We start from the raw sequence: 24,583 nt of genomic DNA on the forward strand, positions 1-24,583 counted from the left end.
ACCGGCGCCGGAGTGTCGACGATCTGGCAGGTCAGGTGACTCCGATGTTCAGGTAGAAGTGGCCAAGCTTGAGTGATAGCGAGGCGCCTCCGAAGTGGTGAATGAGCAGCGCCAACAGGATGACGATCAAGATGCAGACGACGAGCCAGATCAGGAACCACACGAACCCTGGGATCCCGTAGCGACCGACGCGAGCCATTAGGCTCGCCCCCTCGCGGTCGGCGCCGCAACACGCGCCGCCGCGCATGGACGTGTCGGCTGTCGGCAACTGCGCCCGACGCTAGCGGACGTCTCCATACAGCCTCCTTCATTGAGGTGTCCGCGAAATTTCCCTACTGAGGCGCGCGTCAAACCGGTCCGTAGGAGCCCGCTTCAGGATCCCGCCGGAGCCGGGCCGCGTCTGTGCTGTCGGTGACATCCGGGGTCGGTCAACTGGACGGGTTTCTTGCCCGCACTGAACTTCACATCTGCACCGGGGTCCACTCTCTACTTCCGCTTGATCTCGGAAGAGATCGGGAAAGGCGCGCCCGGCAAGACTCGCAGCGTCCGTTGACGTCCCCTGGGCACGGACCGGAGGCGAGATCCGTACCCGGCATGTGCGGCCGCGGCTGCCACCGTTGATGTCAGCGACTGATGTCAGGCCGGCTGCTTCGCCGGCCGGGAATGTCCTGTGGCGTCCGCCTGGACTGCCTATCGGGGCGGACTGTATGTCGACATGCTGAGCTACGTCCGCTGGTACTGGCCGGAAGAGGATCGTTGGAACTACGACGAACTCGACACGGATCGGTGGTCTCTGCGCCACGCCGAGAGCAGTTGACCTCTTCGGTGTGAACTCTCGGCGAGCCGGTCGGTTCGGGCTTGATACGAGGTCAGACGGCCTGCTGGTGCGCCTCTCGGCTCGGTTCGGTTGGCGTGGTTGCTGTACTTCGCTGCTGTACTGCTGGCATGAGCTGGTCCGCCGCCCTGGTCCAGCCGAGGAAGCGGCGGTGTAGTACGCCGGCCGGTGTCCAGGGCATGTCCTCGGTGGCTTGGACGAGGTAGGAGCCAAGGTAGAGGGCCAGCGACACCGGAGCGTTGGCGTACTCAGCCCGAAGCTCCTGCTTTCGCGTGGGGCAGGGCCAGGGCAGGTCGCAGCCTCCGCAACTCCAGATCGGCATGACCGGGCCGTGGGTGGTCACCGCACACCCTCGAGAAAGCGAGCGGTGATCGTCCGAGCGTGCCGGCTGGTCGCCCATTCCACCTGCCAGCACGGGTACGGCGCCAGCCGCGACCACCACGCACGGCAGCCGGCGCACATGCCATCGAGCCCTCGTGCGCCGCGAGGATGGTCCGCTCCTGTCCGTCGTTCACTGCTCCCCCTCCCCCGGCCAGTGGCCGCGATTGATCGGGATTCGGTGCCGGGCGCGACACGGCAGCTGGGCTCCACAGCGGCAGACCCGCCGCCACCGCCGCCAGCACCAGACCGGCCGATGCCGCCGCGCGAGTGTCATCCCTGCGGCGAGCAGGTACTCCCCGTACGAGACACGCCGCACTGGATCTCCCTTCGGGCATGGTCGACGGCACGGCGGTCAGGCCTTGGCTGGTCATCCGACCGCCGCACCTGTCACACCACCGTACAGACGTAGGACTGTAGATACAATAAAATGTAGAGCTGTTGGACACGTAGCGTCACATTCGTGATCGACCCCAGCGCGGATCGCGCAGTGTTCCGGCAGCTCGCCGACCTACTGCGCGACCGGATCACGTCCGGCGACCTCGCGCCCGGCGCGTCGCTGCCCAGCGAGCTGCGACTGGCTCAGGAGTATGGACTGAGCCGGACGAGTGTCCGGCAGGCCATCTCCCTGCTCCGGTCGGAAGGGCTCGTGATCGTCCAACCCCCGCGCGGCACCTTCGTCCGCAACCTGGAGCCGACCGAGACGGTGACCCTACTCAAGGGCGACACCGCCTCAGCCCGGATGCCCACCCCTGCCGAGCGCAAGGAACTGGACATCGGCGAAGGCGTCCCAGTCCTGGTGGTCTTCCGCGCCGACGGCTCCCGCGAGCTGTACCCCGCCGATCGCATCCAGGTAGGCCGCTGACCTGCCCGCTACGCCCACTCCCTGGCCGCCTTTCACCCTGAAGCCGCCGCCTGGGACAGGCGTTTTGGTCTGCGGTCGTCCACGTCTGCACGCCCCCGCGTCGCCCGCCTTCATGGCTCATTAACCCATGCCCATGCGAAGCCTAGTTTGATTTGCTCAGGCTCAGAGAGGTCAGCCCTGAGCGGGTTGCACACGGGTGGAAGGATTGGATCGAGCCCGTCGATTCTGAGAAGCGAGAGGCTAGCCGTGGTAGACGTAAGCTCCCTACTCAGTGCCGGAGCAGCCACTCTAGCGGCTGGCTTAGCTGCTGCAAATCTCGTCGTGTCTGAGCGACGCGAACAGAGCCGGTGGGTGCGCGATGTCCTTATCGAGACCTACGTTGACTTTCTCGATGCCAGCTTTGGAAGCGGACGAACATCACGCCACGCCATGGAGGCGAGACGAGTAGAGGAGGGCGATGGGGAGGAGTTAGACGAACTACGAGAACATGCTCAGCTGATGCATGCGCGCCAGGTAGAGAGCTTGACGCGGCTACGCTTTCTGGCCAGCGCGGATGTTGTAAAAGCGGCCGAATCGCTACATCTGAGAGATCACGAGGTAGCAGACCTCGCTTTCGGCGCCACGCTTCCCGACCAAGCAGAGTGGGGAACGGCCCGGAGCCGACAGCAGAGCGCACGAGAACGATTAATTGCCGTCGCCAGAAAATCCATGCGCCTTCGTGGCGGAACCGCAATCGGCCACACGGGTTGATCGGCCGACCCCTCCCTCACACACAACGCTTCGGTGTGAACGCCGTTGCGGCGCGTCGTCTGCTGCTATTGCCTGTCATCCGGTGCCGCCCAGCTCGGTGACAACCCCGCCTGCTGTCGTCACGTGTCGCCTGCTGGCGGCGCGTTCGATGCCTCCTCGCTGCCTCGTGCGTGCCTCTCCCGAGAGGTACGGGTGTGGAGGACCTGCGTCAGGAAGCCCACGCTATGGGCATCGAGGCCAACGCCAAGATGACCGAGAAAGAGCTGCCCCGAGGCCATCGCCAAGGTCAACAAGGGCGATAAGCCGCAGATGCCTGTGCGCCAACCCAATCTTGTCGTGAATGCGACTTGGGGGCGCTACCTGCGGTAAGCGTCCCCTAGCTTTGAGTTTGGTAACAGTCCGACAAAACACTGGAGGGGCGATGCATCACCGACGAAAGTTTGTCATGGCCTTGGTATCCGCCATTACCGCTCTCGGAATCTCGCTCGCCACCGCTTCGCCTGCCGCGGCCTGGCCCTGGGATCCGATAGTAAACGTTGTCGGATCCACGAGCACCTGTGTTCCGAATGGTGGCGGGTGGATGTGGTACGAAGCCACCGGGGGAGAGTCTGGTTGGGCCACCTTGTGGGGCGGTAATGGCTTCACGATCAACTTGCACAAGGTGACGACTTCGGGGAGTAACGTCACCTTGAGGTGGGGGAAGTCAGGCTGCCAGCAGCAGAACCGCTATTTCGTCGTCAGTCGACCGGCCTACGGCAACAATGCCGCTGTGGGCAATCTTGGATAACTGCCAGGCTGACTGTCACGTAATCGAGCTCAGGCCCAAGCCGAGTACCGAGCGTTCTGTGACGGGATGCTGACAGCGATTCACCATTTTGGACTGAGCGCTTGCGGCGGAATGCGGCCGCCAGCGGGCCGCACCGACGGACTCCTGGGTGCTGGCAGTTGGAGGTTTCCGCCACGCGTCCACTCGCATTCGCCTACGGCGACTCCTGGGCCATCTGGTGTTTGGAGCAGGTCACCCGGGTCTAGCTCGTCAGCCCGTTCCCACCTCTGGTCGGTGGCGTTCCAGAACGGGTGATCCTCGGTGGTGGTGAGAACCTTGCCGTTGATGAGTAGATCTTGGAGAGAGTCCTGGTGAATCCATAGGTTGGTGACAGGCTTGCCGCCCTTTTCGCCCGTTTCGGGGTCCGCGGCCGCGACCTCGTCACCGACCTTGATCCCGCTGATCGGCTTGGAGGTCCCATCAGCCATGAGTACCTCGGTGTCCCCACTAAAGCTGCAGAAGGCCGCAGCACCGGCCGCCCCCTCACGGCCGACGAACTGCCGAAGCGCCCCCATCCCGCTCACGCCAAACATGGCGCCGGTGGCAGCGAGCTGGCCCTCGGCCTCGATCGCTTCGACCACGCAGGCAGGGCAAGCCACCACGCCGACGATCATGGCCATAAGGATGAGGTCCTGAACGGCGCCTCGCTTGGGCAGCAGCGGGTTCTGAACGTCGCAGACGACTGGGTCGCCGCCCATGATCTCCGAGCACACTAGGACATAGTTCTCGCGGCTCTGCGCTGCCCAGTCGGTCACCTCGCCAACCGTGAACTGGTCAGACCCCCCACAGCCAGGTCGAGCAGCGAAAACCACCTCAGCGAGAGACGTGCCATCCCGTGTGCCGTCGACCCGCCCTTCCGGGAGCGGGCCGCCGCCCGGCCCGCCAAGTCAAGCGGACCGTGACGGGGCGTTCGGACGCTGGCGGGTCGGGCGGTGGTCTGCTCGGCTTGCCCGGGTCGACGGCAGGCGGGATGGCTACCACCACCGTCCACGGACCCGGCGGCTGCCGACGATCTTCAGCCATCCTGGAGCCAGAGCGCCCCCGCCGGAGGCGCACTAACCGCAACCCCGCGACCGCCGCCGGCTCGCCGACGCGGCCGGCGTGCGTTCCCCTACGCCGCGCGGGCTCGTGGCCGCGCGGCCCGGCCGGCTGCCGGCCCACCACACCACCGGGTCAACGGCCTGTCGTTCTGCGGCGGCCCTCCGGGCTCCCCGCTCTCCGCGCCAGCCGCCGGGCATCAGGCGTGACGGCCGCAGAGCGACAGCGGCAGCGGCCGGCGCGCGCCCAGGCTGCGGCGCGTGCGGCCCGTCAAGGGCCGCCTTGATAGACGTACAGAAAGTCCTCCCACGTCGGCTGGCAGCCGGTTGTGCGGTCTCGGGACCTGTGCGGCAGATCGGTCTCAGGATGTCCGTGACAGGGTGCTACCTGCGCAGGATCTTGTGTAGGTGGGGAGACGCTGCTGGCGATGTCCGGCATGCTGTGGGCATGACCGAGGAACCGAAAGATCGTTCCGCCCTGTCCGGCGACACGGTGCTCGCTGCATCGCCAGTGATCTCTGTGATGTTGATCGTCTCCGATGCAGACGCCGCAGTCGCCTGGTACAGGACTGCACTGGGCGCGACGGAGCTGTGGAACCTTGGTGGCGTGGCTGGCCTTGAGATCAGCGGCGCCCCCTTCTTCCTCCACCAGGTCAATCCCGAGAACCCTACAGAGACCAGTCCCGGCCAGGTGGGAATCACGAGCACCCGCATCGAGGTGTTCATCGATGACCCCGACACCTTCATCGAGCGCGCCATCGCGGCTGGCGCAGCCGCCGGAGCGGCAATCGAGGATCACCGCGTGCCCTGGGGGACGCACCGTCAAGGCGGCTTCACGGACCCGTTCGGTCACAACTGGTCCGTGGGCGATAAGTCACCCCTGGGCTCGTTCCCACGTTGATCGGGCCCAGCCTTCAAATCCAGGATTGCGTATCGCCTCATGGCGCCGGGTCTGGCCCGGCTCGGACGCGAAGTGTCACTGAGGTAGCTGGCGTCGACGCTGCGGTGTCCGGGTGGCCGTCCGCTAATCGGCGTCGGACAGGTAGCCGACCTGCGGTGATCCAGCCGCCGAGCGGACGTTGTACCCCCAGCGCCGCAACGCCTGCATGATCTTTTCCGCGCCGGCGGGATTCGCCGAGTGGACGTACACCACGCCGATTTCGAAGGGGCGCTCCTCGAACGCGGCCCGCTCCAACACCTCGACGACCGGCCAGATCGTGTCGTCCTCGCCGAGGTCGTGATCCAGCCACAGCTCGTCCAATCGCTGTCCCCGGTTTCGCTCCAGCGCCTCGATGCCGGCCCTGCTGGTGCGTACAACGTGTGCCACCCGACAATCGACAAACGAGCGCAGGTCGTCAACCAGCACGACGCCCGGCAGGTTCTCGGCAACCACGGCACCATCCTTGGACCAGCACGCCGCCATCGCCACCGCTATTAGGGCCCACACTTGGCACCGGACTACGGCCGGTTGACGTGTCGGTACCCGGTGCTACTCTGGCGCTCGTCGAGCACGCCAGCGCGGCCTTCCTGCCGGTTCGCTGGACTCGACGTCGGAGATGCTGAGCGGCCTTCCTGTCGCTGATGCGGACTACGTCCCGCCGGCTCTCGATCGCACCGGCCCCGGTGCCGGTCCCCCGAATTCGCTGAGCGGCCCAGCACGGCCTTCCCTGCCGTCCACGATGGCCCGGATTCGCCCCTCTCCACGGGTGGGGGCAGCCTGCGGCAACCCGCCGGATGTCGACATCCCAGGCTCCTCACCCGTGCCGGCCCCAGGTGCCAAGTCCACGAGCGTGAAAGGGCATGACCCATCGGCGGGAAGTGGCACGACCACGGTTCCGCCCTCCGGCGTCAGCCGCCCTCTCGGCGGTGCCAGGAGACACGACGAACACCACCAGCGACATGCGTCCACGGCTGGTGGTGCTTCGTCTCCGGTCCCTGCCACCCCCTGATGAGGAGACAGTCATGTCCACCACCCCGCTCGCCTTCTATCAGCCTGGCCTCGCGGTCGGCCGTGACGCCCAGGTCCTGCACCGCGCTGCCTCGCCGGAGTTCTCCGGCTGGCTGGAGCACACCCGCCCCGCCGGCGGCTGTGCTCGCCCGATCCGCCTCACCGGCACCATCGCCGCCGTCGACGCCGGCACCGGCCGCATCACCAGCCGGCTGCACACCGACGAGCTGCCCGACCGGACGCTCTACAAGGCGTGCGGCAACCGCCGCGAATCTGTCTGTCCGGACTGCGCCTGGGTCTACCAGGGCGACGCCTACCAAGTCGTCTGTCGCGGCCTGACCGGCGGCAAGGGCGTCCCCGACTCGGTCGGCCGCCACCCGGTCGTCTTCGCCACCTTCACCGCCCCGTCCTTCGGCCCGGTCCACCACCGGCACGTCGCCCGCCACACCTGCCGCAACCGGCAGCGCTGCGACTGCCGCCCGTCCCCTTGCCGCGCCCGCAGCAACGCCGGGACCTGCCCGCACGGGCAGGCCGCGGCGTGCTTCGCCCGCCACGACGCCGACGATCCACGGCTCGGACTGCCGTTGTGCCTGGACTGCTACGACCACGCCCACCAGGTCGTGTGGAACTACTTCTCCGGCGAGCTGTGGCGGCGCACCAAGCAGGCCATCGAACGCCGCCTCGCCGCCCTCTGCCGCCGACGCGGCATCCCCCTCGTTCGGGTCGTCACGGCCTCCGGCGAGGTCCGCTGGGTGCCGCCCGTGCGGGTGTCCCACGGCAAGGTCGCCGAGATGCAGCGCCGGGCAGCGGTGCACTTCCACGTCCTGCTGCGCCTCGACGGCGTCGACCCCGACGACCCGGACGCTCTCCTGCCGCCACCGGCCGGCATCACCCTCGACGACCTGGAAGACGCCGTCCACGCCGCCGCCCGGCAGATCACCGTCACCACGCCCGCGCACCCCGACCGGCCGCAAGGCTGGCTGATCGCCTGGGGCGAACAGGTCGACGTCCGGCGCATCAACACCGCTGGCGGTGAGCTGACCGACGGCAAGGTGGCCGCCTACCTCGCCAAGTACGCCACGAAGGCCACCGAAGCCACGGGCCACTCTTTCGCCCGGCTCACCCCAGCCACCATCGACGACTACGCCGATTCTGAAGGCGACCACCTCGCCCGCCTCATCGACGCCTGCTGGCACCTCGGCCGCCCCACCCCCACCGACACCAGCAGCGGCGCCGCAACCGCCGACGACCGTCAAGACAGCCTTGACGCCAAACCGAACGCCTACGGCGGCTTGCGCCGCTGGGCGCACATGCTCGGCTTTGGCGGCCATTTCGTCACCAAGGCCCGCCGCTACTCGGTCACCTTCGCCCTGCTCCGCGACACCCGCGCCACCTACCGCCGCACCGAAGACAACGAACCCGCCGACACCCTGACCGTCGGCACCCTCACCTACATCGGGTCCGGCTGGCTCACCGAGGGAGACGCCCTGCTCGCCAACACCGCCGCAAGACAGCGACGCGAGAGCAGACGCATCGGCCGGGAAGAACTCGCCCACGAAGCCTGGCTCCTCGGAGCCGCCGCATGAGTCATGACCTCACCCCGCGCTGGTACTCGCCCGCCGAGGTTGCCGTCCTGCTCGGCTTCGGCATCTCCAAGGTCAAGATGAAGATCGCCACCGGCGAGCTGCGCTCCATCAAGGACGGCAAGTACCGCCGCATCCTCCCCGAATGGGTCGACGACTACATCCGCGAACAGGTCGAACGCCAGGAGGCAGCCTGATGCCCGGACGCGCACGAGCCAACGGCGAAGGCTCCATCTTCCCCTACCGCAACGGCTTCGCCGCCTACGTCTGGGTCACCAAGCCCGACGGCCGTCGCGCCCGCAAATACGTCTACGGCAAGACCCGCGAGGCCGTCCACGACAAGTGAATCAAGCTGCACCAGCAGGCCAAGGCCGGACCGGTCGCGACCAGCATCCCGACGGTCGCCAGCTTCCTCACCTGGTGGCTGGCCGAGATCATCCAACCGAACCGGGCACCGTTGACCTACGCCACCTACGAAACGTTCGTCCGCCGCTACATCGCCCCCGGCCTCGGGGCCAAGCGGCTCGACCGGCTCCAGTCGAGGGACGTACAGACCTGGATCAACCAGATAGCTCGCACCTGCCAGTGCTGCGCCCAGGGCAAGGACGCCGCACGCCCAAAGGACAAGCGGCGCTGCTGTGCGGTCGGTCGCTGTTGCCAAGCCGTCCCGGCGGCGCGCACGGTCAGCGACATCCGAGCCGCGCTGCGGGCCGCCCTCACCCACGCCCAGGCCGAAGACCTCATCACCAAGAACCCAGCCGTCCCGGTCACCCTCGCCACCGTCCGCCGGCGGCGAGGCAAGTCATGGTCGAGCGACGAGGCCCGAAAGTTCCTCGAATCGGCCAGAGCCGACGACGATTCGCTCTACGCCGCCTACGCCCTGGTCCTCGTCACGGGCCTACGCAAGGGCGAGGCGCTAGGACTCACCTGGGCAGACGTCGACCTCGGCGTTGGAGAACTGACCATCGGCCGCCAACTCCAACGCGTACGCGGGCAGCTCCTCCACCGCGACATCAAGACCCAGGCGTCCGACGCGACCCTCCCCCTGCCCGACATCTGCCTGACCGCCCTCAAGCTCAGGCAAGAACAACGCGACGAGGCACGAGCCTCCGCCGGCAAGGCATGGCACGAAACCGGACTCGTATTCACCACCCGCTACGGCACACCCATCGAGCCGCGCAACTTCCAAAGGTCGTGGCAGACGAGGTGCGAGAAGGCCAACGTCAGGCCGATCACTGTCCACGACGCCAGACGCACCTGCGCCACGCTCCTGGCCGACCTCGACGTCCACCCCAGAGTCGCCATGCAGGTCCTCCGGCACGCCCGCTTCTCAGTAACGATGGAGATCTACACCCAGGTATCGACGAAGGCGACCAGAGACGCACTCAAACGCCTTGGCGACTCACTCGGCCGCTGATGAAACTGCTGTACTTAGCTGCTGTACACAAGCAGAAAGGCCACCTCCCGAACCCGGGAAGTGGCCTTTGACCTGCGTGGGCGATACTGGGATCGAACCAGTGACCTCTTCGGTGTGAACGAAGCGCTCTCCCGCTGAGCTAATCGCCCTCAGCGCCGATGACTCTACCTGATCGAGAGTCCGGACCAAAAACCCGGGGGTCAGTGCGTCGCGAGGTAGTGCAGGGCGCGGGCGACGAGGTCGATGCCGAGGCTGTACTTGAGGGACAGCCACACCACGACGGATACGAACACCAGCCCGACGGCGCCCAGCAGGAAGCGCACGGGCAGCGATCGACCGGTCACCCAACGTGTCCATGCCTGTACGTTGCGGCGGGTGAAGTTGAGCAGGCGGCGGGCCCAATGGAACTCGACGGCCCAGACGCCGAGGCCGGCGATCACCAGGAGCCAGCCGGGGCCGGGCAGCGGGATGAGGGCGATCCCGACGGTGACGATGATCGCGCCGAGGACGCCGATGAAGATCTTGAGCGCGACCCGGCCGGTGGGGTTGGCGCGGATGAGTTCGAGGGTGGTGTGGAGCCGGGCCCGCCAGCCGGTGCGGCGGGGCTCCGCGAGGGAGGTGCCGGCACCTCCGGGACCCCGTTCGACTGGCACCTCGTACCCCCGCCTTTCGGCTGCTCGGGCCGCTCCTTTCGGCGGGTCGGCCGTGGTCTTCGGATCCACCGCGGAACCCTTCGTGACCATTTCCAACCCCCAGTGTCGCGCGGGACCGTCACCCCTGCTGAGGACTGGACGTTACCGGAGTAAGTCGACGACTGAACCACCCGTTGCCGGGCGGGGGCACGGGCTGGGGAAGCGGAAATCCTACAAGAATTTTCATATTCTCGAAGGCGTTCCGACCCCCTTCCCACCACTGGGTGAAGTCAGCGTATGGCGGAGCGTAGCCAGGAGTAGCACCTGAGTATGGGAAAAGCGGGACACGCGCGTTCCGCAGCGGTGCCGGGGGGAGAACGTCCATGAGTGTCATTCGACCGACGACCGTAGAGGTCGAGACGTCGCTAAGGCTCGTCGCGCCTGACGCCACCGCCTTGCCGGTGCGTGCCAGTCTGCGTTACGACCCTGCTGACCCGTATGCGGTCCATGTCCTGTTCCACGCCGAATCCGCCGGCGGTGAGGCGGTGAGCTGGTCGTTCGCCCGCGAACTGCTGGTCACCGGGCTCGACGAACCGGCCGGCATCGGCGACGTCCGGGTGTGGCCGTGGGCCACCCCACGCGGCGACTTCGTCGCCCTCGCGCTGTCGTCTCCGGACGGCAACGCCCTGTTCGAGGTCCCACGCAGCGTCCTCGTGCGCTTCCTGCGCCGGACCTACGTCGTCGTCCCACGTGGCCGCGAGGCCGAACACCTGGACGTCGACACGGCGGTGAACCGGCTGCTCGCCGGCCGCTGACGACCAACCCCGGGGCCGCGCGGATCTGCCGAGTCCGCGCGGCCCCGGGCCGTCAACACCAGGCGTACGGCCTCAGCCGTGCGTGGTGATCCCGCCATCGACCGGGATCACCGCTCCGGTCAGGTACGCCCCGGCCCGCGACGACAGGTAGATCGCGGTGCCGGCCATGTCCTCGGGCCGGCCGATCCGCCCCAGCGGCACCTGCTGCTCGATGGCCGCCCGGGACGCCGGGTCGTCCAGCGCGAAGGCCATCATCTTGCTCTCGAACGGCCCTGGCGCGATCGCGTTGACCGTGATCCGCTCGCCGGCGAGCTGGTGGGCGAGGCTGCGGGTGAGCATGTGCACGGCCGCCTTGGTCGCCGAGTAGGCGTACACCTCCATCCACGGCACGCGGAGGCCGTCGATCGACCCGATGTTGATCACGCGGGCCGGGTCGTCGGCGCTGGCTGCCGTGCGCAGCGCGGGCAGCAGTGCGGTGGTGAGCCGAAAGACGGCCTTGACGTTGACCGCCCACAGCTTGTCGAACGCGGCCTCCGGGTACGACTCCAGCGGCGCGCCCCAGGTGGCGCCGGCGTTGTTCACCAGCACGTCGAGCCGGTCGCCGGTGCGCTCCCGCACGGCCGCGGCCAGCCCCAGCGCGCCCTCGTCGTGGCTCAGGTCGGCGGGGATCGCCTCGCACGAGCCCTCGGCGGAGAGCTCCTTGGCCACGGTCTCGCAGACGTCGGCCTTGCGCGAGGAGATGATGACCTTGGCGCCGGCCTGGACGAAGCCCCGGGCGATCATCAGCCCGATCCCCCGCGAGCCACCGGTGACCAGGACCCTCTTGCCTTCGACCGAGAACAGTTGCGTCATGCCCATCCCATCGCGAGTCGGCGGGGGCCGCGGGTCGGTCCGGCGACCCAGGGCGCTACCGACGGGTAACCTAACCGTCCCGCCCCAGGGCCGACAAGACCCGCGCCGAGCGGCGGAAACGTCAAGATGCAGGATGCACCGATCGCGGTTACCGTCAGGACGATGGTCACTACCGGACAGCTACCCCCAGCCTCCCGTACCGACCTGTCCCGGCCCGGGACCGAGGCCGACCAGCATCGCCTCACCACCGTTGCGCTGCGTGAGCTCGTCCCCGAGCCCGGCTGGCTCCGCCCTGTCCTGCTCGACGCGGAGCTGCTGATCCTGGTCACAGGCGGTCACGGCACCGCCGAACTGGACTTCCGCGCGCTGCCCTGCCGGCCCGGCACCCTGCTGCGGGCCCGCGCCGGCCAGGTGTTGCGCTGCCTCGGCCCGCACCTCGACGCCACCGTGGTCCGCTGGGACGCCGAGACGCTGCGCGGGCTGGACGTCGACCCGGACACCGTGCCGGCCTACCGGCAGCTCGCCGGGGAGGACGAGGACGCGGTGATCAGCGAGGTGACCCAGCTGGCCGTGGACGCCGACCGGCACGCCGGCGTGCCCGCCGCCGGGTCACTGCTGCGGCACCAGCTCGCCGTGCTGCTGCTGCGCCTGGCCCTACTCCCGACCGTGGAGGAACGGTCGGTACCCCGGCCGGAGGCGGAGACCTTCGCGCGACTCTGCCGGGAGGTGGAACGCGGCTACCAGCACACCCGCCGGGTGGAGGACTACGCCATGCAGCTCGGCTGCTCGGTGCGTACCCTCACCCGCGCCTGCCTGGCGGTGACCGGCCGCAGCGCCAAGCAGATCATCGACGAGCGGGTGGCGTTGCAGGCCAGCCGGCTGCTCGCCGCCACCGACGAGCCGATCGCCCGGATCGGCCGCCGACTCGGCTTCCCCGAGCCGACCAACTTCGGCCGCTTCTTCACCCGTGAGCTCGGGGTCAGCCCCGGCGCCTTCCGGGCCAACCGCGAGCGCCCCATCCCCATCCGGGTGGTGCGACCCCGCCCGCCCGCCGACTCCCCCGCCGCACCAGGCCGGGCATGATGGCAGGGTGCAGATCTCCGCGCGCGGCGACTACGCGGTCCGGGCCGCACTGAGCCTGGCCTCCGCGTACCCCGCTCTGCTGTCCACCCAGGCCATCGCCACCGACCAGGAGATGCCCCGCAAGTTCCTCGAGGCGATCCTGGCGGACCTGCGCCGGGCCGGGATCGTGCGGGCGCAGCGCGGCGCGGAGGGCGGCTACACCCTGGCCCGGCCGCCGCGCGAGGTCACCATCGGGCAGATCCTGCGCGCCGTCGACGGCCCCCTGGCTGGGGTACGCGGGATGCGTCCCGAGGAGACCAGGTACGAGGGCGCGGCGGAGAACCTGCCGCGGCTCTGGGTGGCGGTGCGCGCCTCGGTGCGGCGAGTGGTCGACGAGGTGAGCCTCGCCGAGCTGGTCAGCGGTCGTCTGCCCGCCCACGTCCGGAAGCTGACCGCCCTCCCCGACGCCTGGGAACCCCGCTGACCCCGCGCCGGTGGCGCCCCAGCGCTGATCGTCGGCGCGAACCGGCTACCGGCGCGGGACCGGGCGGCGGCAGCACGGCGCGGCCGGCCCCGGTCGTCAACGCCGACTGAACCGCTGGCTGATCAGGGCGATGTCCAGCGAGAACCGACAGATCGGGCCGGGTTTCGCGGAAGGCGGTTTCGGGCATCTTCGGCGCAGCGGCAGGCAGACGACGGGAAGGAGCCCGCGATGGGCATCGTGTTCCGCAAGCGGCAGAAATTCGGCCCGCTGATCTTCAACTTCACCGAGAACGGCTTCTCCTCGTGGAGCATCAAGATCGGCAAGTGGTCCTGGAACTCCCGGACCCGCGCGCACCGGGTGGACCTGCCGGGGCCGCTCTCCTGGAAGCAGGACAAGTCCCGGGCGTGACGTCCCGAGGTCGCGCGGGGTGCCGGTGCTTCACCGGCACCCCGCTCGGCATCCCGGGCGGGTTCGTCGTTCCGCCGACGGCACCGCCCCGCCAGCGGACAATCGCGGCATGGCGAACGAGTCCTACCGGCGGCAACGGCGCCGCGCCGCGGTGGCCGTCGCGCTGCTGCTGGTCGCCTACTTCGCCGTACCCGTGGAGCGGGACCCGAACGGGCTGCGGCTGGCCCTGCGCTCGGCCGGCACTCTGGTGCTGGTCATCGTCGTCGCGTTACTGGTCACCGGCCAGGTACGCCGCCAGCTCACCCCCGAGCAGCCCACCGGCGAGGCGGAGAGCCGGGCGCTGGTCCGGCTCGCCGTCGCCCTGGTCGCCGGGCTGCTGGTCTTCGCGCTCGCCGACTACGTGGTGGCGAACAGCCGGCCGGGCGAGTTCTCGGGCCTGGAGACCCGGATCGACGCGCTCTACTTCGCGCTCGCCACGCTGACCACCGTCGGCTATGGCGACGTGCACGCCCAGGGGCAGGTCGCCCGGGTGGTGCTCTGCGCGCAGATGCTGTTCAGCATCGGCGTGGTCGCCACCGGCGCGTCCATCGTGGTCAAGCAGATGACCCAGCGCCCCCGCCGGCAACGCTGATCACCACGTCGCCACCGAGCCGGCCGTGCTCCGGGTCTCGGGCCACCGCGCCGGAGGCGAGCAGCGAGGTCAGCGCCCGGCTCGCGTCGGCGGACCGGTAGACCGTCGAGGTCGCGGCGAAGCGGCGCAGCTCGGTCACCGTCCGCGGGCCGGAGCGGGTGAGCTCGGCCAGCAGCTCGCGGCGCAGCGGGCCGGGTTCCGGATCGAGGGTGATGGCGAGCAGCCGCCCGGCCGGGTCGGCCGGGTCGCGGTAGCGCACCCCGGCGTACTCGTCGACCGCCCAGAGCGCGTCCTTGAGCGCCTCCAGTCCCTTGTCGGAGCCGGTGCCGTAGGCGAGCAGCCGGGCCGGGCCGCCGTCGTCGGGCACCAGCTCCACCTCGGTGACCAGCGGGAACCCGGCCGCGGTCAGCGCCGGGCGCACGGGCCGGCCGGCCGTCGTGACGAGCAGCAGCTCGGCCGGGCGGCCGGACGCGGCGGCGGCCAGCACGGCCGGCTCGGGGTCGCCGCCGTCGACGACGGTCAGCAGCGGGGCGCCGGCCGCGCCGGCGGCCTTGAGCGCCACCGGCAGCCGGTCCGGGTGGCCGGGCACCACGTGCACGGCGACGTCCGCCGGCAGAGCGGCCTCGGCGGCGCCGACCCGGGCCGGCAGCTCCGCGCCGCCCCCGGCGAGCACCAGCACGGTCAGCCGCCGCCCGCGCAACCGGTCGGCGAACTCGGCCACCACCCCCAGGGCGGCCTCCGCGTCGCCGACGTCGCCGCCGGCGTACGCGAGGGCCAGGGTGGCCCGCCGGGAGCGGTGCAGCGCTCCCGGCAGCCAGTGGTCGAGCTGCCGGACGAGGAGCTCGCGCAGGACGGCGTCGGTCGACATCCTGCCGTTCTACCGCACTCAGGCGGGGATGGAGATGCCCACCCCGCCGCGGGTCTGGCCGCCGTAGCGCTGCCGCTCCCGGTCGAGGTCGAGCCGGCCGATCCGCTTGCGGGCGGCGAGGGCGTCGTCGTCGAGCAGGTCGGCGGGGATGATCCAGACGATCTCGAACTCCAACCCGTCCGGGTCGCGGCCGTAGAGGCTCTTGGTGGTGCCGTGGTCGGACGCGCCGACCAGGGCGTCGGCGGCGGCCAGCCGCTCGGCGGTGGCGGCCAGTTCGTCGAGGGTGTCGAGCTCCCAGGCCAGGTGGTAGAGGCCGACGGTGGACCGGCCGGCCGGGGAGGGACCGGCGGCGTCGCCGATCTCGAACAGGCCGAGGTCGTGGTCGTTGGTGGAGTCGGGCGCCTGGAGGAAGGCGGCGCCCCGGAACCCGTCCGGCGTCATCGGCACCGGACGGAAGCCCAGTACGTCGCGGTAGAACGCGACGCTGCGCTCGAGGTTACGGACGTAGAGCACGGCGTGGTTGAGCCGGTGGATTCCCATGTCCCCCACGGTAGCGCGATTTGATTGAGCGTTCAACGACTCGCGCTATGATGGGCGTCATGACCCGGTGGCTGAACCCCGACGAGCAGCGGACCTGGCGCGCCTTCCTCACCGCCTCCCGGGCGCTGATGGACGCCCTCGATCGCGAGCTGCAACGCGACGCGGGAATGCCGCACGCCTACTACGAGATCCTCGTCCGGCTCTCCGAGGCCACCGACCGGCGACTGCGGATGAGCGAACTCGCCGACGCCACCGGCTCCTCGCGCAGCCGGCTCTCCCACGCCGTCGCCCGGCTGGAGACGGCCGGCTGGGTCCGCCGCGAGGAGTGCCCCACCGACCGGCGCGGGCAGATCGCCGTCCTCACCGACGCCGGCTTCGCCACCCTCGCCGCCGCCGCGCCCGGCCACGTCGAAGGGGTACGCCGCCACCTCTTCGACGCGCTCAGCCCCGCCCAGGTCGACCAGCTCCGCCGGATCAGCGAGACCCTCGCCGACCACCTGACCGAATCCGGACGAAACTGATCCACTCCGGGGGTTGTACTTACCGTCGCCGGATGAGCACGATGGGACGTGTCCTCCGGCCTCGGTGAACTGACGATCCAGGCGCACCACCTGGTGTCCGAAGGCGACCTCGCCGGCGCCCAGCGGCTGCTCGCCGACGCGCTGACCGACGCCGATCCCCGCCCCGCCAACGCCTCCCCCGAGCTGGCCGACGCCGCCGGCCTCCAGGCCCGCGTGCTGGTCGCCCTCGGCGAGCCGCACTCCGCGCGCGGCTGGGCCGCCTTCGCGTACGCGGCGGCCACCCGGCTCCACGGCCGCTCCGACGAGCGCAGCATCACCGCCGCCGCCACCCTGGCCGCCGTGCTGCACCGGGTCGGCAGCGACGCCCGGGCCGCCCGGCTCTACTCCGCCGTCATCATCGAGCTGACCGCCCGCGACGGGCCGGAGTCGCAGCGGGTGCTGGCCGCGCACGCCGACCTGGCCACCGTCGAGTACGCCCGCGGCCAGTGCGACCGCGCCCGGGACCGCCTCCAGGACGCCTGGGAGCTGCACCGCGAGGTCTACGGCGACGGCCACCCCAGCGGCATCAAGATGCTGGCCAAGCTCGGCGCGATGGAACGTAACTGCGGCCGGTGGGCCGAATCCCACGAGCACCTGACCCTCGCCGAGGAGCTCTGCGCACTGCACCTGGCCGACGACGACCCGCTCGCCGGGCAGGTGGCGACGCTGGTCCGCGCCGCCGCCGACCCGGACCACGTCTGCGCCGAGCCAGAGCCACCGGCCCGGGAGACGCCGGTGGTGCCGGCCGCCCGGGTCCCGCCGGCCGACGAGGGACCGCCCGACCCGCCGCCGCATCATCCGCCGGATGCCGACGGCCCGGCGGCGACGCCGCTCTACCGCCCGCCGGACCGGTCGGCCGACGCCGCGCACGTGCCGAACCCCCGGACCCCACCGGAGGCCGCGGACGAACCGTTCGACGACTACCCGTGGCCGCCGGACGAGCCGGGCGAGGAGCCGTGGCGACCCGGGGAGAGCGTGCTGCCCCCGACCGTGGTCGGGCTCACCGACGACGAGCCGGCCGGCGTACGCCGGGTGCCCCGGGCCGCCGACCCGGAGCCACCGCTGCCCTACCTGCCGGTGCACGCGCCGCGACCGCCCGACCCCGAGGGCCGGAACACGCCGTGGCTCCCCCTGGTGGTGGCCGGGGTGATCGTGATCCTGGTGCTCGGCACCATCGGCGTGGTCGCCGGGGTGTCCCGCGTGGACCGCTCCCGCGGCACCCCGGCCCCCGTACCGACCACCGCGCCGAACAGCGGCAGCACCGCCACCCCGGCCGCCCCCACCGGCACGCCGAACGCGGCGCCCGCCTCCCCGGGCAGCCCGCCCGGCCCGGTCCGGCTCACCGACCGGCGGGACAGCATCGTGCTGAGCTGGACGTACCCGGCCGGCGCGGAAGGGCCGGTGGTCATCGCCGGCGGCCGGTCGCGGGCCGAGCAGCACACCTTCCAGGAGCTGCCGGCCGGCACCGACAGCTACATCGCCTACGGCCTCAACCGCAGCATCGACTACTGCTTCACCGTCGCGGTGGTCTGGTCCACCGACACGGTCGCCCGCGCCGCCCCGGTCTGCACCAGGCGGGGTTGACCGGGAGCCACCTGCCCGCGACCGGGCGGTAGCGCACGTTCACCGCGGCCAAGCGCTCCTCGTCGCCGAGCAGCACCCCTGGGTAAGGTCCGGTTCCATGGCGGTTGAGTGGTCCGGGGGCGGGCATAGCGGGGGCCCACCCCCGAGCGAAGACGGCCGGGGACCCCGGTCCGCAGAACGGACCGGGGCCCGGAAACCGTCAGGGACCGAGCCGCTCCACTGCCCCGGACGCGTTCTTGGCCCGGTAGGTCCAGTCACTGGCCGAGTCGGGGAACGCGATGACGAAGAACTTCGCCACCCCGGTCCCCGCCGGCATGGCCTGGGCGGTCACCACGACCGGTTCCCGGCCGGGCGCCGTGGCCTCCACGGAACTCACCGACTTTCGCAGGGGCCCGTACGCGAACTCAGTTGTGCCGGGACCGCTGCCGTCCATGTACGCGGAACTCCTCGGCTCGGCGTCGGCCCAACTGCCGCACGCGCCGCTGTAGCTCTTCTTCATCGCCGCGTCCCGCAGGTCGAGGCAGAGCTCGCCCGCCTCGTCCTTGAAGGTGACCAGAGTCCAGCCGCTGCCGGCAACCTCACCAGAGGCGACCTTCACAGGCGGGGTGCTCTTGTCCGCGGAGCACGCGGTGAGACCGACGCACACAACCGCGGCGACGGTCAGCACGGACATCGTTCGCCTCATCGATTCCCCAAATGCGCGATGTAGAGGGTCACCGGGCCGTGGCCCTGGGCGTTCAGCGCCGCGAGCGCGTCGGACAGCTTGCGGTTCCGGTGGCCGTCGCTGTGCTGGGAGTAGCGGAGGTCGTTGCCGTTCACGTAGGTGATGACGGAGGTGTGGCCGATGTTCTTCCACTCGCGGTACTTCCAGAACAGGATGTCACCGGGTACGGCCTGGTTGTAGTAGCGGACCCAGGTCACGTTGCGGTACCCGAGGTGACGGCTCAGGTTGACCACCGCACCCCAGGAGTACGTGCGGTTGTAGATGTTGCTCCACCAGTGCCGGTCGTCGCGGTACCACCCGTTGCGGAACGGCAGTCCGCCCCCGGTGTGCATCGCCTTCGACGCGAAGTCGGTGCAGTCGTTGTCGCGGAACGCCCGCGGCGGCTTGTCGTACGCGTGGTCGACGGCGTAGTTGGAAACGCCGGCGTGGTTGACGCCGTTGGAGTTCGTGAAGGTGGTGAACCCCCCGGTGGGCTCGTCGACGCCGGTGACGGGCAGCCCGTCCTCGTCGAGTTGCACCGGGGCGGGGTCGTCGGCGGCTGCCAACGCCAGCGGGGCTAGCGGTGCCTCGTCGAGGTCGGTGACCGTACCGTCGTCCAGGCTCGGCACCAGGTCCGCGTCGGCTGCGTCGACGACGGCGGAGAGGGTCCCGGCGGTGAAGCGGAAGTCCTCCGCCATCGCGCTCTCGGACGATGCGTCGGCCGTGGAGACCGCGTTGCCTACAGCCCTTACCACCACGCCGTCGGCGTCGGCGGAGACAAGTGTGTCGGAGGCGGACCAGGCCTCGCCGTCCACGGGAAGGGCGTGGCGCCGCAGCACGTCCGCCGCCTGCCAGTCGGAGGACGACCGGGCGAGGGTGACCGCACCGATCATCGCCCGCTCGCTGAGTCCGGTCAGCGCCGTCGCCGGGTCGCCGCTAGCCGCCGGGGCGGCGTCCGTGACGGTGTGATACTGCGTGACGGCGTTGAGGTACCGCTGCGCGCCGTCGGTCGGCTCGACGGGAGTGAACGTGCGGGGCGTCGAGGTCCCGCTCGTAGTGCCGGCCGTGGAGGCGGTGACGGTGACCGTGTACGCCTGCCCGTTGGTCAGGCCGTGCACGATGACCGGCCCGGCCGTCGCCGAGGTGACCGTCGCCGCCGAGGTGTCCTGGTTGGTCACGGTGACCGTGTAGGTGGTCCCGTCCGGGTCGGTTCCGGCGTACTCGCCGGGCTCCCAGTTGACCAGTACGCCCCGGTCGCCGGCCCGCGCGGTGACGTCACGCGGCGCGGACGGCGCGGCGGGCGGCAGGTACTCGACGGCCAGGGTCGGCGCGGCGCCGAGGTGCGCGGTGGCGCCGGTGCCGGGTTCCACGGCGAGGGCGAGCCCCCCGTTGATGGTGGGGTCGTCCAGCCACTGCGTGACGAGGTCGGTGACGTCCAGGTCGGTGCCCGCGGCGGGCATCACCACCCCGTCGTCCGTGCTCGCGGCGGCGAAGAGCAGCTCGCCGGCCGCCGGCTCGGGCCACGAGGCCATGATGGGGAAAACGTTGAGCATGGTCGAGTCGCACGCCGGATCACAGCCGGCGGGGGCGAGCCGCAGATGCGCCGAGGTCACCTGCGCCCCGGCCGGCAGCGACGTGAGACCGGTGAACCGGACGAACGCCATGCTGGGCTGGTCGCCGTCGGCGGCCGTCACATCGTCCGACTGCAACGGACAGGTGCCGGCGTCGCAGTCCTGGCCGTCCACCAAGGACGACCCCCAGTCCGACGCCGTGACGTCCTGCTTGGTGGTCTGCGGCGCGACGACGGTGACGGAGGTGAACTCCTGGGGGGCGCTCTGCGCCGAGCAGACCTGACCAACACAGGTGGTAGCGGCCCACCGGATCGTGTCGCCGGGATGCACCAGGTCGCTCGGGACGGCGACGGAGGTCCGTACGCCGGGCACCGCCTCGACCTCGGCCAGCGGTGAGCCGCCGAGCGGTTGGCCGGCAGCGTCCCAGAGCTGGAAGCGCACGGTCACGGTGCGGTTGGAGGGGCGGTTCGCGACCACCGACAGGACCGGGCGCGGCGTGTCGGTCTGCGTCGCAGCTAGGTCGGTGGGCACCCGCGGCCGGTCGTCGACCAGCCGTCGCCAGGCCGACCAGGGGCCGGTATCGGCGGACGTCCGCCCGCGGGCCCGGTAGGCGTAGTCGCGGCCGACGTCGAGTGTGCCCGGGGCGATCGTCCAGGAGGCGGTGGAGCCGTCGGGGACGGCGGTGACAGTGGAGTTGGCGACCCGGGTGGTGAGCGCGCCGTCCCAGACCTCGAAGTCGTAGTCGACGGCGGATCCCACGCCGGGCCCGACGTAGGCCGTGAGGGTCGGCTGGTCGGACATGACGGGGTCGACGGCGGATGTCGCCCCGAACGGCTCCACCGGGTCGGCGGAGAGCGAGGCCAGGCCCTGGGAGAGCGGCCCGTTGCCGTAGTAGAAGGAGTAGCTGGTGGTCGCTCCCACGTTGCCGGCGGCGTCGACGGTCTGCACCTTGAGGGTGTGGGCGCCCGTGCTCGGGGCGGCGAGCGCAATGTCCACCGTGGAGGCAGTGCCGGTGACGGCCGCTGAGGAGGTGAAGGTTGTACCGTCCAGGACCCACCGCAGGATGGACGCGTCGGCACTGGTGGGGTGGGCCGACCAATGTGCCTTGCCGTCGGCACCCAGGCCGGCGGCGCCGGTCCACGCGTTCTCCGGGAAGGTGGCGGACGAGACGACGGGGGCGGCCGGCGGTGTGGTGTCGACGGTGAACCGGTCGTACCCGGTCGACCAGGCCGGTGAGACGAGGCTGCCGTCACTGCCCCAGGCGCGGACGACGTACTGGATGCCGTTGGTGAGCTTGCCTGCGGGGACGGCGGCGGTGGACGTGCCACCGGAGGTGACCGAGGTGCCGGCCAGGTGGTCGACCACCTTGGTTGATCCGGTGTAGACGTCGAACAGGGCCTTGACCGTGCCGCCGTCAGGGTCGGAGATGACCGCCCTGAGCGTCGGTGTGGTGGTCGTGGTCCAACCGGTCGTGGTGGTGGCCGAGGCGGTACCGGGCGTGTGACTGGGGGTGCCCGGCGTGTTGGGGTACGAGTTGTAGGTGACCGACAGGGTCGGCTGGTGGGTTGCGGCGTTGGCCGAGTTGAACTTCTTCCAGGCGAAGTTGTCGGTCTCGCTGGCCGCCCGCAGCCCGACGGTGCGGACCGCCGCCGGCAGCGCGGCCCAGCTGCTGGCGAGGCCGGTCACGGTGACGTTGTCGGTCGCGGCGGCGCAGCTGGAGTTGTACCCGTGCGCGGTGGACGCGGACGCCCACTGCTTGGTCCAGGACGGCTGGTTGGTCCAGGTGGTGGTGGAGCTGAATGATCCGGTCTCCCACACCTGCCAGGAGCGCGCGGAGCAGGACCAGGAGTGGAACTGGTACAGCGACAGCGTCGCCGAGGAGACGACCTTCCCGGCGAACCCGGCGGTGTTGAAGGAGATGAAGGACCGGGCCACCGACTTGCCGCTGTCGTACGTGCCGAGACGCAGCTCCGTGGAGCCGACCTGGGAGCTGGAGTAGTCCGTCTCCACCCAGGTGTCGGAGTAGGGCTTGATGGTGGTGGCCGGGTCGATGGTGACCGGGTAGACGGTGGCCGGGTCGGCGAGCCAGCGCGCGTCCGGGGTGAGCTCCAGCGAGTAGCGTCCGGCGCCGGAGGCGCGCAGCGCCATGCCGACCGGACTGGTTCTGGTCGACTGGCCGGCGCGGGGGTCCACGGAGCCATCCCAGGCGGTCGGTGCCGGGATGCGGCCTCGGACGGCCTCCTGGCCGTCACGCAGCACGACCGACCCGTCCGCCTCCTTCGTGGCGGTCAGCCCCTCGCCGACCAGTGGCAGTGAGATGGCGAACGGCGTGTCCGCGGCCGGCCGGCGGCGCAGCACGAGGAACTGCTCGAAGCCGGTCGCGGTGGCGCGGAGGACGAGGTCGATGCCGGGGCGCACGTCCCGGTAAGTGGCCTCGGGGCCGGAGAGCACCGGGGTGGGGAGTGGGCCGCTCCAGCCGAGGCCGAGCCTCCGGCCCGGGCCGGCGTCCAACGAGGCCAGGCCGGTCGGTGCCGCGACGGAGGTGGGGTCGGCCGCCTTCGCTTGCCGGGACTTCGCGGTAGCGGCGGTCCGCGGCCCGGCCAGTCGCAGGTGGTCGGGGTGGGAGACGGCGCCGACCGTGCCGTCCTCGGCGCGGCGCAGGTTCAGGTCCAGGGGCGCCCAACCGGTCGGCGCGTCGGCGTCGCGGACCCGGACCGGGCCGGCCGAGACCTCGGTGGTGAAGGTGCCATCCGGGTTGGCGTAGCTGGTCGAGTCTTCGCTCCGGGCCGAGGTGATCTCCACCCGGAAGCCCTGTGCAGCGGCTGCCCGCTGGGCCGACGCAGGGTCCTCGGCGGACCACACCACCGGCCTGAGCTGAGGTGCCGGGGCGGGCGGGGCGGCGGTCGCGGCTGTCATGTGGACAGTAGCGCCGGTGGCCACCAGCAGTCCGACCGTCGCCGCGGCAACGACGGTGGCAACTCTTCGCATTCTTCTTCCCCCGTATCGGAGCCGAACGGGCGTTCGGCTGCGGAGGATGCAACCACTCGGAGTGGTGACAGGCCATGGACGTACGGCCCATAAAGAGCGGCGGAAAAGCCGATCGCTTTGCATCGATCGGTGGGAGAGGCACGTCAGTCCGCCGCCACCACATGGGAAGGTGACGAAGACCACTTTCTGCCCGCCGGAGGGTACGGGGTTCGGGGCCGGCGTCCCCCCGGTTCGCGCCAAATCGCCAAGACGACGAACGGACCGGCCAACCGCTACCGACGACCGGGATCAAGCCCACCCAGTCGATTGCAAGTCGCCGACCAGCGCTCCTGGCCACGACCGTCCTCAGTGGTGCGGGCGGCCCGGTCGCCTGGTGTCAGCGCAGCTCCTGGATGCGGACCATGTTGCCGGCGGGATCGCGGAAGGCGCAGTCGCGAACCCCGTACGGCTGCTCGGTCGGTTCCTGGACGACCTCGGCGTCGCTGGCCTGCAGTCGCTCGAAGGTGGCGTCGAGGTCCCTGGTGGCCAGGATGACGCTGGCGTAGGTGCCCTTGGCCATCATCTCGGCGATGGTGCGGCGCTCGTCGTCGGTGATGCCGGGGGTGGCGGCCGGCGGGTGCAGGACGATGGACGCGGGCTGCCCGGCGGGGCCGACCGTGAGCCAGCGCATCCCCTGGTATCCGACGTCGTTGCGGAGCTCGAAGCCGAGCGTGTCGCGATAGAAGGCCAGCGCTGCCTCCGGGTCGTCCTGCGGGAGGAAGGTCTGGTGAATGGTGATGTCCATGGCGGTCACGCTACGCGCGGCTCAGGGCCCGAGGCTTCTCGATTCCTGACCGGCCTGGTGACCTGTTTCGCCACGCACGACGGCATCCCCTCCGTCGCGCCCGCCGCGTCGCGCCGGTAGGTGCTGGGCGGCACACCGACCAACTCGGTGAAGCGGGTGCTGAAGGTGCCCAGCGACGCGCAGCCGACGGCGAAACAGACCTCGGTGACGCTCAGATCCCCCCGACGCAGCAGCGCCATTGCCCGCTCGATGCGCCGGGTCATCAGATAGGCGTACGGCGACTCGCCGTAGGCGCGCCGGAACTCGCGGCTGAGGTGCCCGGCCGACATGTTCACCCCGCGGGCGAGCGCCTCGACGTCCAGCGGCTGCGCGTACTCCCGGTCGATCCGGTCGCGGACGCGGCGCAGCCGGGCGAGGTCGCTCAGCCGCTGCGCCGCCGCGGAGGTGCTGGTCACCTGGGCA

Annotated in this window: 23 protein-coding genes, 1 tRNA gene and 2 pseudogenes; 12 read left to right on the forward strand and 14 right to left on the reverse strand. The window is 70.6% G+C overall.

Annotated elements, in window-relative coordinates; translation table 11 throughout:
• Nucleotides 1-31 precede the first annotated feature (31 nt).
• From Q2K19_RS01825 to Q2K19_RS33300, 3 genes and pseudogenes are all read right to left on the reverse strand, one after another.
• The gene (locus Q2K19_RS01825) at nt 32-268 is read right to left on the reverse strand and encodes a hypothetical protein (RefSeq protein ID WP_302767049.1); all 237 of its coding nucleotides are present in this window, start codon (nt 266-268) and stop codon (nt 32-34) included.
• Between the two features lie 601 nt (nt 269-869).
• Complete coding sequence (locus Q2K19_RS33295; RefSeq protein WP_368046124.1) at nt 870-1,178, reverse strand: hypothetical protein; 309 nt, start codon at nt 1,176-1,178, stop codon at nt 870-872.
• Nucleotides 1,175-1,587, reverse strand: a pseudogene (locus Q2K19_RS33300) (hypothetical protein). The gene Q2K19_RS33295 and the pseudogene Q2K19_RS33300 overlap by 4 nt, the downstream one beginning before the upstream one ends.
• Nucleotides 1,588-1,676: 89 nt before the next feature.
• Here Q2K19_RS33300 and Q2K19_RS01830 point away from each other — a divergent pair.
• Nucleotides 1,677-2,078: a GntR family transcriptional regulator gene (locus tag Q2K19_RS01830; protein WP_302767051.1), complete on the forward strand. Its 402-nt coding sequence runs from the start codon at nt 1,677-1,679 to the stop codon at nt 2,076-2,078.
• A gap of 1,617 nt (nt 2,079-3,695) precedes the next feature.
• On the opposite strand, the gene Q2K19_RS01835 is transcribed toward Q2K19_RS01830, so the two are convergent.
• A complete protein-coding gene (locus tag Q2K19_RS01835; protein ID WP_302767053.1) occupies nt 3,696-4,409 on the reverse strand; it encodes a Hint domain-containing protein in 714 nt (237 codons plus the stop codon).
• A 730-nt stretch (nt 4,410-5,139) separates the two neighbouring features.
• On the opposite strand from Q2K19_RS01835, the gene Q2K19_RS01840 reads away from it, so the two are divergent.
• Nucleotides 5,140-5,592: a VOC family protein gene (locus Q2K19_RS01840; protein WP_302767054.1), complete on the forward strand. Its 453-nt coding sequence runs from the start codon at nt 5,140-5,142 to the stop codon at nt 5,590-5,592.
• A 123-nt stretch (nt 5,593-5,715) separates the two neighbouring features.
• Here the strand turns inward: Q2K19_RS01840 and Q2K19_RS01845 are convergent, their stop codons facing one another.
• Nucleotides 5,716-6,084, reverse strand: coding sequence for a cyclic-phosphate processing receiver domain-containing protein (locus tag Q2K19_RS01845; RefSeq protein WP_302767056.1), 369 nt, complete (start codon nt 6,082-6,084; stop codon nt 5,716-5,718).
• Between the two features lie 569 nt (nt 6,085-6,653).
• On the opposite strand from Q2K19_RS01845, the gene Q2K19_RS01850 reads away from it, so the two are divergent.
• From Q2K19_RS01850 to Q2K19_RS01865, 3 genes and pseudogenes are all read left to right on the forward strand, one after another.
• The gene (locus Q2K19_RS01850; RefSeq protein WP_302767057.1) at nt 6,654-8,225 is read left to right on the forward strand and encodes a replication initiator; all 1,572 of its coding nucleotides are present in this window, start codon (nt 6,654-6,656) and stop codon (nt 8,223-8,225) included.
• Nucleotides 8,222-8,419 (forward strand): excisionase family DNA-binding protein, encoded by a 198-nt coding sequence (locus Q2K19_RS01855; protein WP_089007694.1) that lies wholly within the window; start codon nt 8,222-8,224, stop codon nt 8,417-8,419. The genes Q2K19_RS01850 and Q2K19_RS01855 overlap by 4 nt, the downstream gene beginning before the upstream one ends.
• Nucleotides 8,419-9,639: pseudogene (locus tag Q2K19_RS01865) on the forward strand (tyrosine-type recombinase/integrase). Before Q2K19_RS01855 ends, Q2K19_RS01865 begins: the two are co-directional and overlap by 1 nt.
• 77 nt (nt 9,640-9,716) lie before the next feature.
• On the opposite strand, the gene Q2K19_RS01870 reads toward Q2K19_RS01865, so the two are convergent.
• Nucleotides 9,717-9,788, reverse strand: a tRNA-Val gene (locus Q2K19_RS01870).
• A gap of 51 nt (nt 9,789-9,839) precedes the next feature.
• Nucleotides 9,840-10,361, reverse strand: coding sequence for a TIGR02611 family protein (locus Q2K19_RS01875; RefSeq protein WP_446839706.1), 522 nt, complete (start codon nt 10,359-10,361; stop codon nt 9,840-9,842).
• A 293-nt stretch (nt 10,362-10,654) separates the two neighbouring features.
• Here Q2K19_RS01875 and Q2K19_RS01880 point away from each other — a divergent pair, with 293 nt between their 5' ends.
• Nucleotides 10,655-11,086 carry an SsgA family sporulation/cell division regulator gene (locus Q2K19_RS01880; protein ID WP_007457244.1) on the forward strand — a complete coding sequence of 144 codons (432 nt, stop codon included), beginning with the start codon at nt 10,655-10,657 and terminating at the stop codon, nt 11,084-11,086.
• A 72-nt stretch (nt 11,087-11,158) separates the two neighbouring features.
• Here Q2K19_RS01880 and Q2K19_RS01885 read toward each other — a convergent pair whose 3' ends face one another.
• Nucleotides 11,159-11,938, reverse strand: coding sequence for an SDR family oxidoreductase (locus Q2K19_RS01885; protein WP_302767064.1), 780 nt, complete (start codon nt 11,936-11,938; stop codon nt 11,159-11,161).
• 162 nt (nt 11,939-12,100) lie between these two features.
• On the opposite strand from Q2K19_RS01885, the gene Q2K19_RS01890 reads away from it, so the two are divergent.
• From Q2K19_RS01890 to Q2K19_RS01905, 4 genes are all read left to right on the forward strand, one after another.
• On the forward strand, nt 12,101-13,021 hold the full coding sequence (locus Q2K19_RS01890; protein ID WP_302767066.1) for a helix-turn-helix transcriptional regulator: 921 nt from the start codon (nt 12,101-12,103) through the stop codon (nt 13,019-13,021).
• 7 nt (nt 13,022-13,028) lie between these two features.
• Entirely contained in the window at nt 13,029-13,484 is a 456-nt protein-coding gene (locus Q2K19_RS01895; protein WP_302767068.1) for an RrF2 family transcriptional regulator, read from the forward strand.
• A gap of 228 nt (nt 13,485-13,712) precedes the next feature.
• Nucleotides 13,713-13,892 (forward strand): DUF4236 domain-containing protein, encoded by a 180-nt coding sequence (locus tag Q2K19_RS01900; RefSeq protein WP_302767069.1) that lies wholly within the window; start codon nt 13,713-13,715, stop codon nt 13,890-13,892.
• A gap of 109 nt (nt 13,893-14,001) precedes the next feature.
• A complete protein-coding gene (locus Q2K19_RS01905; protein ID WP_302767070.1) occupies nt 14,002-14,523 on the forward strand; it encodes a potassium channel family protein in 522 nt (173 codons plus the stop codon).
• On the opposite strand, the gene Q2K19_RS01910 is transcribed toward Q2K19_RS01905, so the two are convergent.
• Nucleotides 14,486-15,391, reverse strand: a complete 906-nt coding sequence (locus tag Q2K19_RS01910; RefSeq protein ID WP_302767072.1) for a hypothetical protein — start codon at nt 15,389-15,391, stop codon at nt 14,486-14,488. The genes Q2K19_RS01905 and Q2K19_RS01910 overlap by 38 nt on opposite strands.
• 18 nt (nt 15,392-15,409) lie before the next feature.
• Nucleotides 15,410-15,931, reverse strand: coding sequence for a VOC family protein (locus Q2K19_RS01915; RefSeq protein ID WP_302767074.1), 522 nt, complete (start codon nt 15,929-15,931; stop codon nt 15,410-15,412).
• A 50-nt stretch (nt 15,932-15,981) separates the two neighbouring features.
• Here Q2K19_RS01915 and Q2K19_RS01920 point away from each other — a divergent pair, with 50 nt between their 5' ends.
• Together Q2K19_RS01920 and Q2K19_RS01925 are read left to right on the forward strand one after the other, a co-directional pair.
• Nucleotides 15,982-16,452 (forward strand): MarR family winged helix-turn-helix transcriptional regulator, encoded by a 471-nt coding sequence (locus Q2K19_RS01920; protein ID WP_302772196.1) that lies wholly within the window; start codon nt 15,982-15,984, stop codon nt 16,450-16,452.
• A 48-nt stretch (nt 16,453-16,500) separates the two neighbouring features.
• Nucleotides 16,501-18,075 carry a tetratricopeptide repeat protein gene (locus Q2K19_RS01925; RefSeq protein WP_302767075.1) on the forward strand — a complete coding sequence of 525 codons (1,575 nt, stop codon included), beginning with the start codon at nt 16,501-16,503 and terminating at the stop codon, nt 18,073-18,075.
• Between the two features lie 199 nt (nt 18,076-18,274).
• Here Q2K19_RS01925 and Q2K19_RS01930 read toward each other — a convergent pair whose 3' ends face one another.
• From Q2K19_RS01930 to Q2K19_RS01945, 4 genes are all read right to left on the reverse strand, one after another.
• Nucleotides 18,275-18,748, reverse strand: a complete 474-nt coding sequence (locus Q2K19_RS01930) for a hypothetical protein (RefSeq protein WP_302767077.1) — start codon at nt 18,746-18,748, stop codon at nt 18,275-18,277.
• An 8-nt stretch (nt 18,749-18,756) separates the two neighbouring features.
• Nucleotides 18,757-23,265 (reverse strand): DNRLRE domain-containing protein, encoded by a 4,509-nt coding sequence (locus tag Q2K19_RS01935; RefSeq protein WP_302767080.1) that lies wholly within the window; start codon nt 23,263-23,265, stop codon nt 18,757-18,759.
• Between the two features lie 448 nt (nt 23,266-23,713).
• Nucleotides 23,714-24,121, reverse strand: coding sequence for a VOC family protein (locus tag Q2K19_RS01940; RefSeq protein ID WP_302767082.1), 408 nt, complete (start codon nt 24,119-24,121; stop codon nt 23,714-23,716).
• A 5-nt stretch (nt 24,122-24,126) separates the two neighbouring features.
• Complete coding sequence (locus Q2K19_RS01945; RefSeq protein ID WP_302767084.1) at nt 24,127-24,576, reverse strand: helix-turn-helix transcriptional regulator; 450 nt, start codon at nt 24,574-24,576, stop codon at nt 24,127-24,129.
• Between the last annotated feature and the right edge of the window lie 7 nt (nt 24,577-24,583).

It is taken from the genome of Micromonospora sp. NBRC 110009, assembly GCF_030518795.1.
Classification (GTDB): Bacteria; Actinomycetota; Actinomycetes; order Mycobacteriales; family Micromonosporaceae; genus Micromonospora.

What these genes read in the sequence shown, in the direction of transcription:
- Q2K19_RS01840 (WP_302767054.1), top strand. Translation starts at nt 5,140, where the DNA reads ATGACCGAGGAACCGAAAGATCGTTCCGCCCTGTCCGGCGACACGGTG.
- Q2K19_RS01850 (WP_302767057.1), top strand. Translation starts at nt 6,654, where the DNA reads ATGTCCACCACCCCGCTCGCCTTCTATCAGCCTGGCCTCGCGGTCGGC.
- Q2K19_RS01855 (WP_089007694.1), top strand. Translation starts at nt 8,222, where the DNA reads ATGAGTCATGACCTCACCCCGCGCTGGTACTCGCCCGCCGAGGTTGCC.
- Q2K19_RS01880 (WP_007457244.1), top strand. Translation starts at nt 10,655, where the DNA reads ATGAGTGTCATTCGACCGACGACCGTAGAGGTCGAGACGTCGCTAAGG.
- Q2K19_RS01885 (WP_302767064.1), bottom strand. Translation starts at nt 11,938, where the DNA reads ATGACGCAACTGTTCTCGGTCGAAGGCAAGAGGGTCCTGGTCACCGGT.
- Q2K19_RS01890 (WP_302767066.1), top strand. Translation starts at nt 12,101, where the DNA reads ATGGTCACTACCGGACAGCTACCCCCAGCCTCCCGTACCGACCTGTCC.
- Q2K19_RS01900 (WP_302767069.1), top strand. Translation starts at nt 13,713, where the DNA reads ATGGGCATCGTGTTCCGCAAGCGGCAGAAATTCGGCCCGCTGATCTTC.
- Q2K19_RS01905 (WP_302767070.1), top strand. Translation starts at nt 14,002, where the DNA reads ATGGCGAACGAGTCCTACCGGCGGCAACGGCGCCGCGCCGCGGTGGCC.
- Q2K19_RS01910 (WP_302767072.1), bottom strand. Translation starts at nt 15,391, where the DNA reads ATGTCGACCGACGCCGTCCTGCGCGAGCTCCTCGTCCGGCAGCTCGAC.
- Q2K19_RS01915 (WP_302767074.1), bottom strand. Translation starts at nt 15,931, where the DNA reads ATGGGAATCCACCGGCTCAACCACGCCGTGCTCTACGTCCGTAACCTC.
- Q2K19_RS01920 (WP_302772196.1), top strand. Translation starts at nt 15,982, where the DNA reads ATGGGCGTCATGACCCGGTGGCTGAACCCCGACGAGCAGCGGACCTGG.
- Q2K19_RS01930 (WP_302767077.1), bottom strand. Translation starts at nt 18,748, where the DNA reads ATGTCCGTGCTGACCGTCGCCGCGGTTGTGTGCGTCGGTCTCACCGCG.
- Q2K19_RS01935 (WP_302767080.1), bottom strand. Translation starts at nt 23,265, where the DNA reads ATGACAGCCGCGACCGCCGCCCCGCCCGCCCCGGCACCTCAGCTCAGG.
- Q2K19_RS01940 (WP_302767082.1), bottom strand. Translation starts at nt 24,121, where the DNA reads ATGGACATCACCATTCACCAGACCTTCCTCCCGCAGGACGACCCGGAG.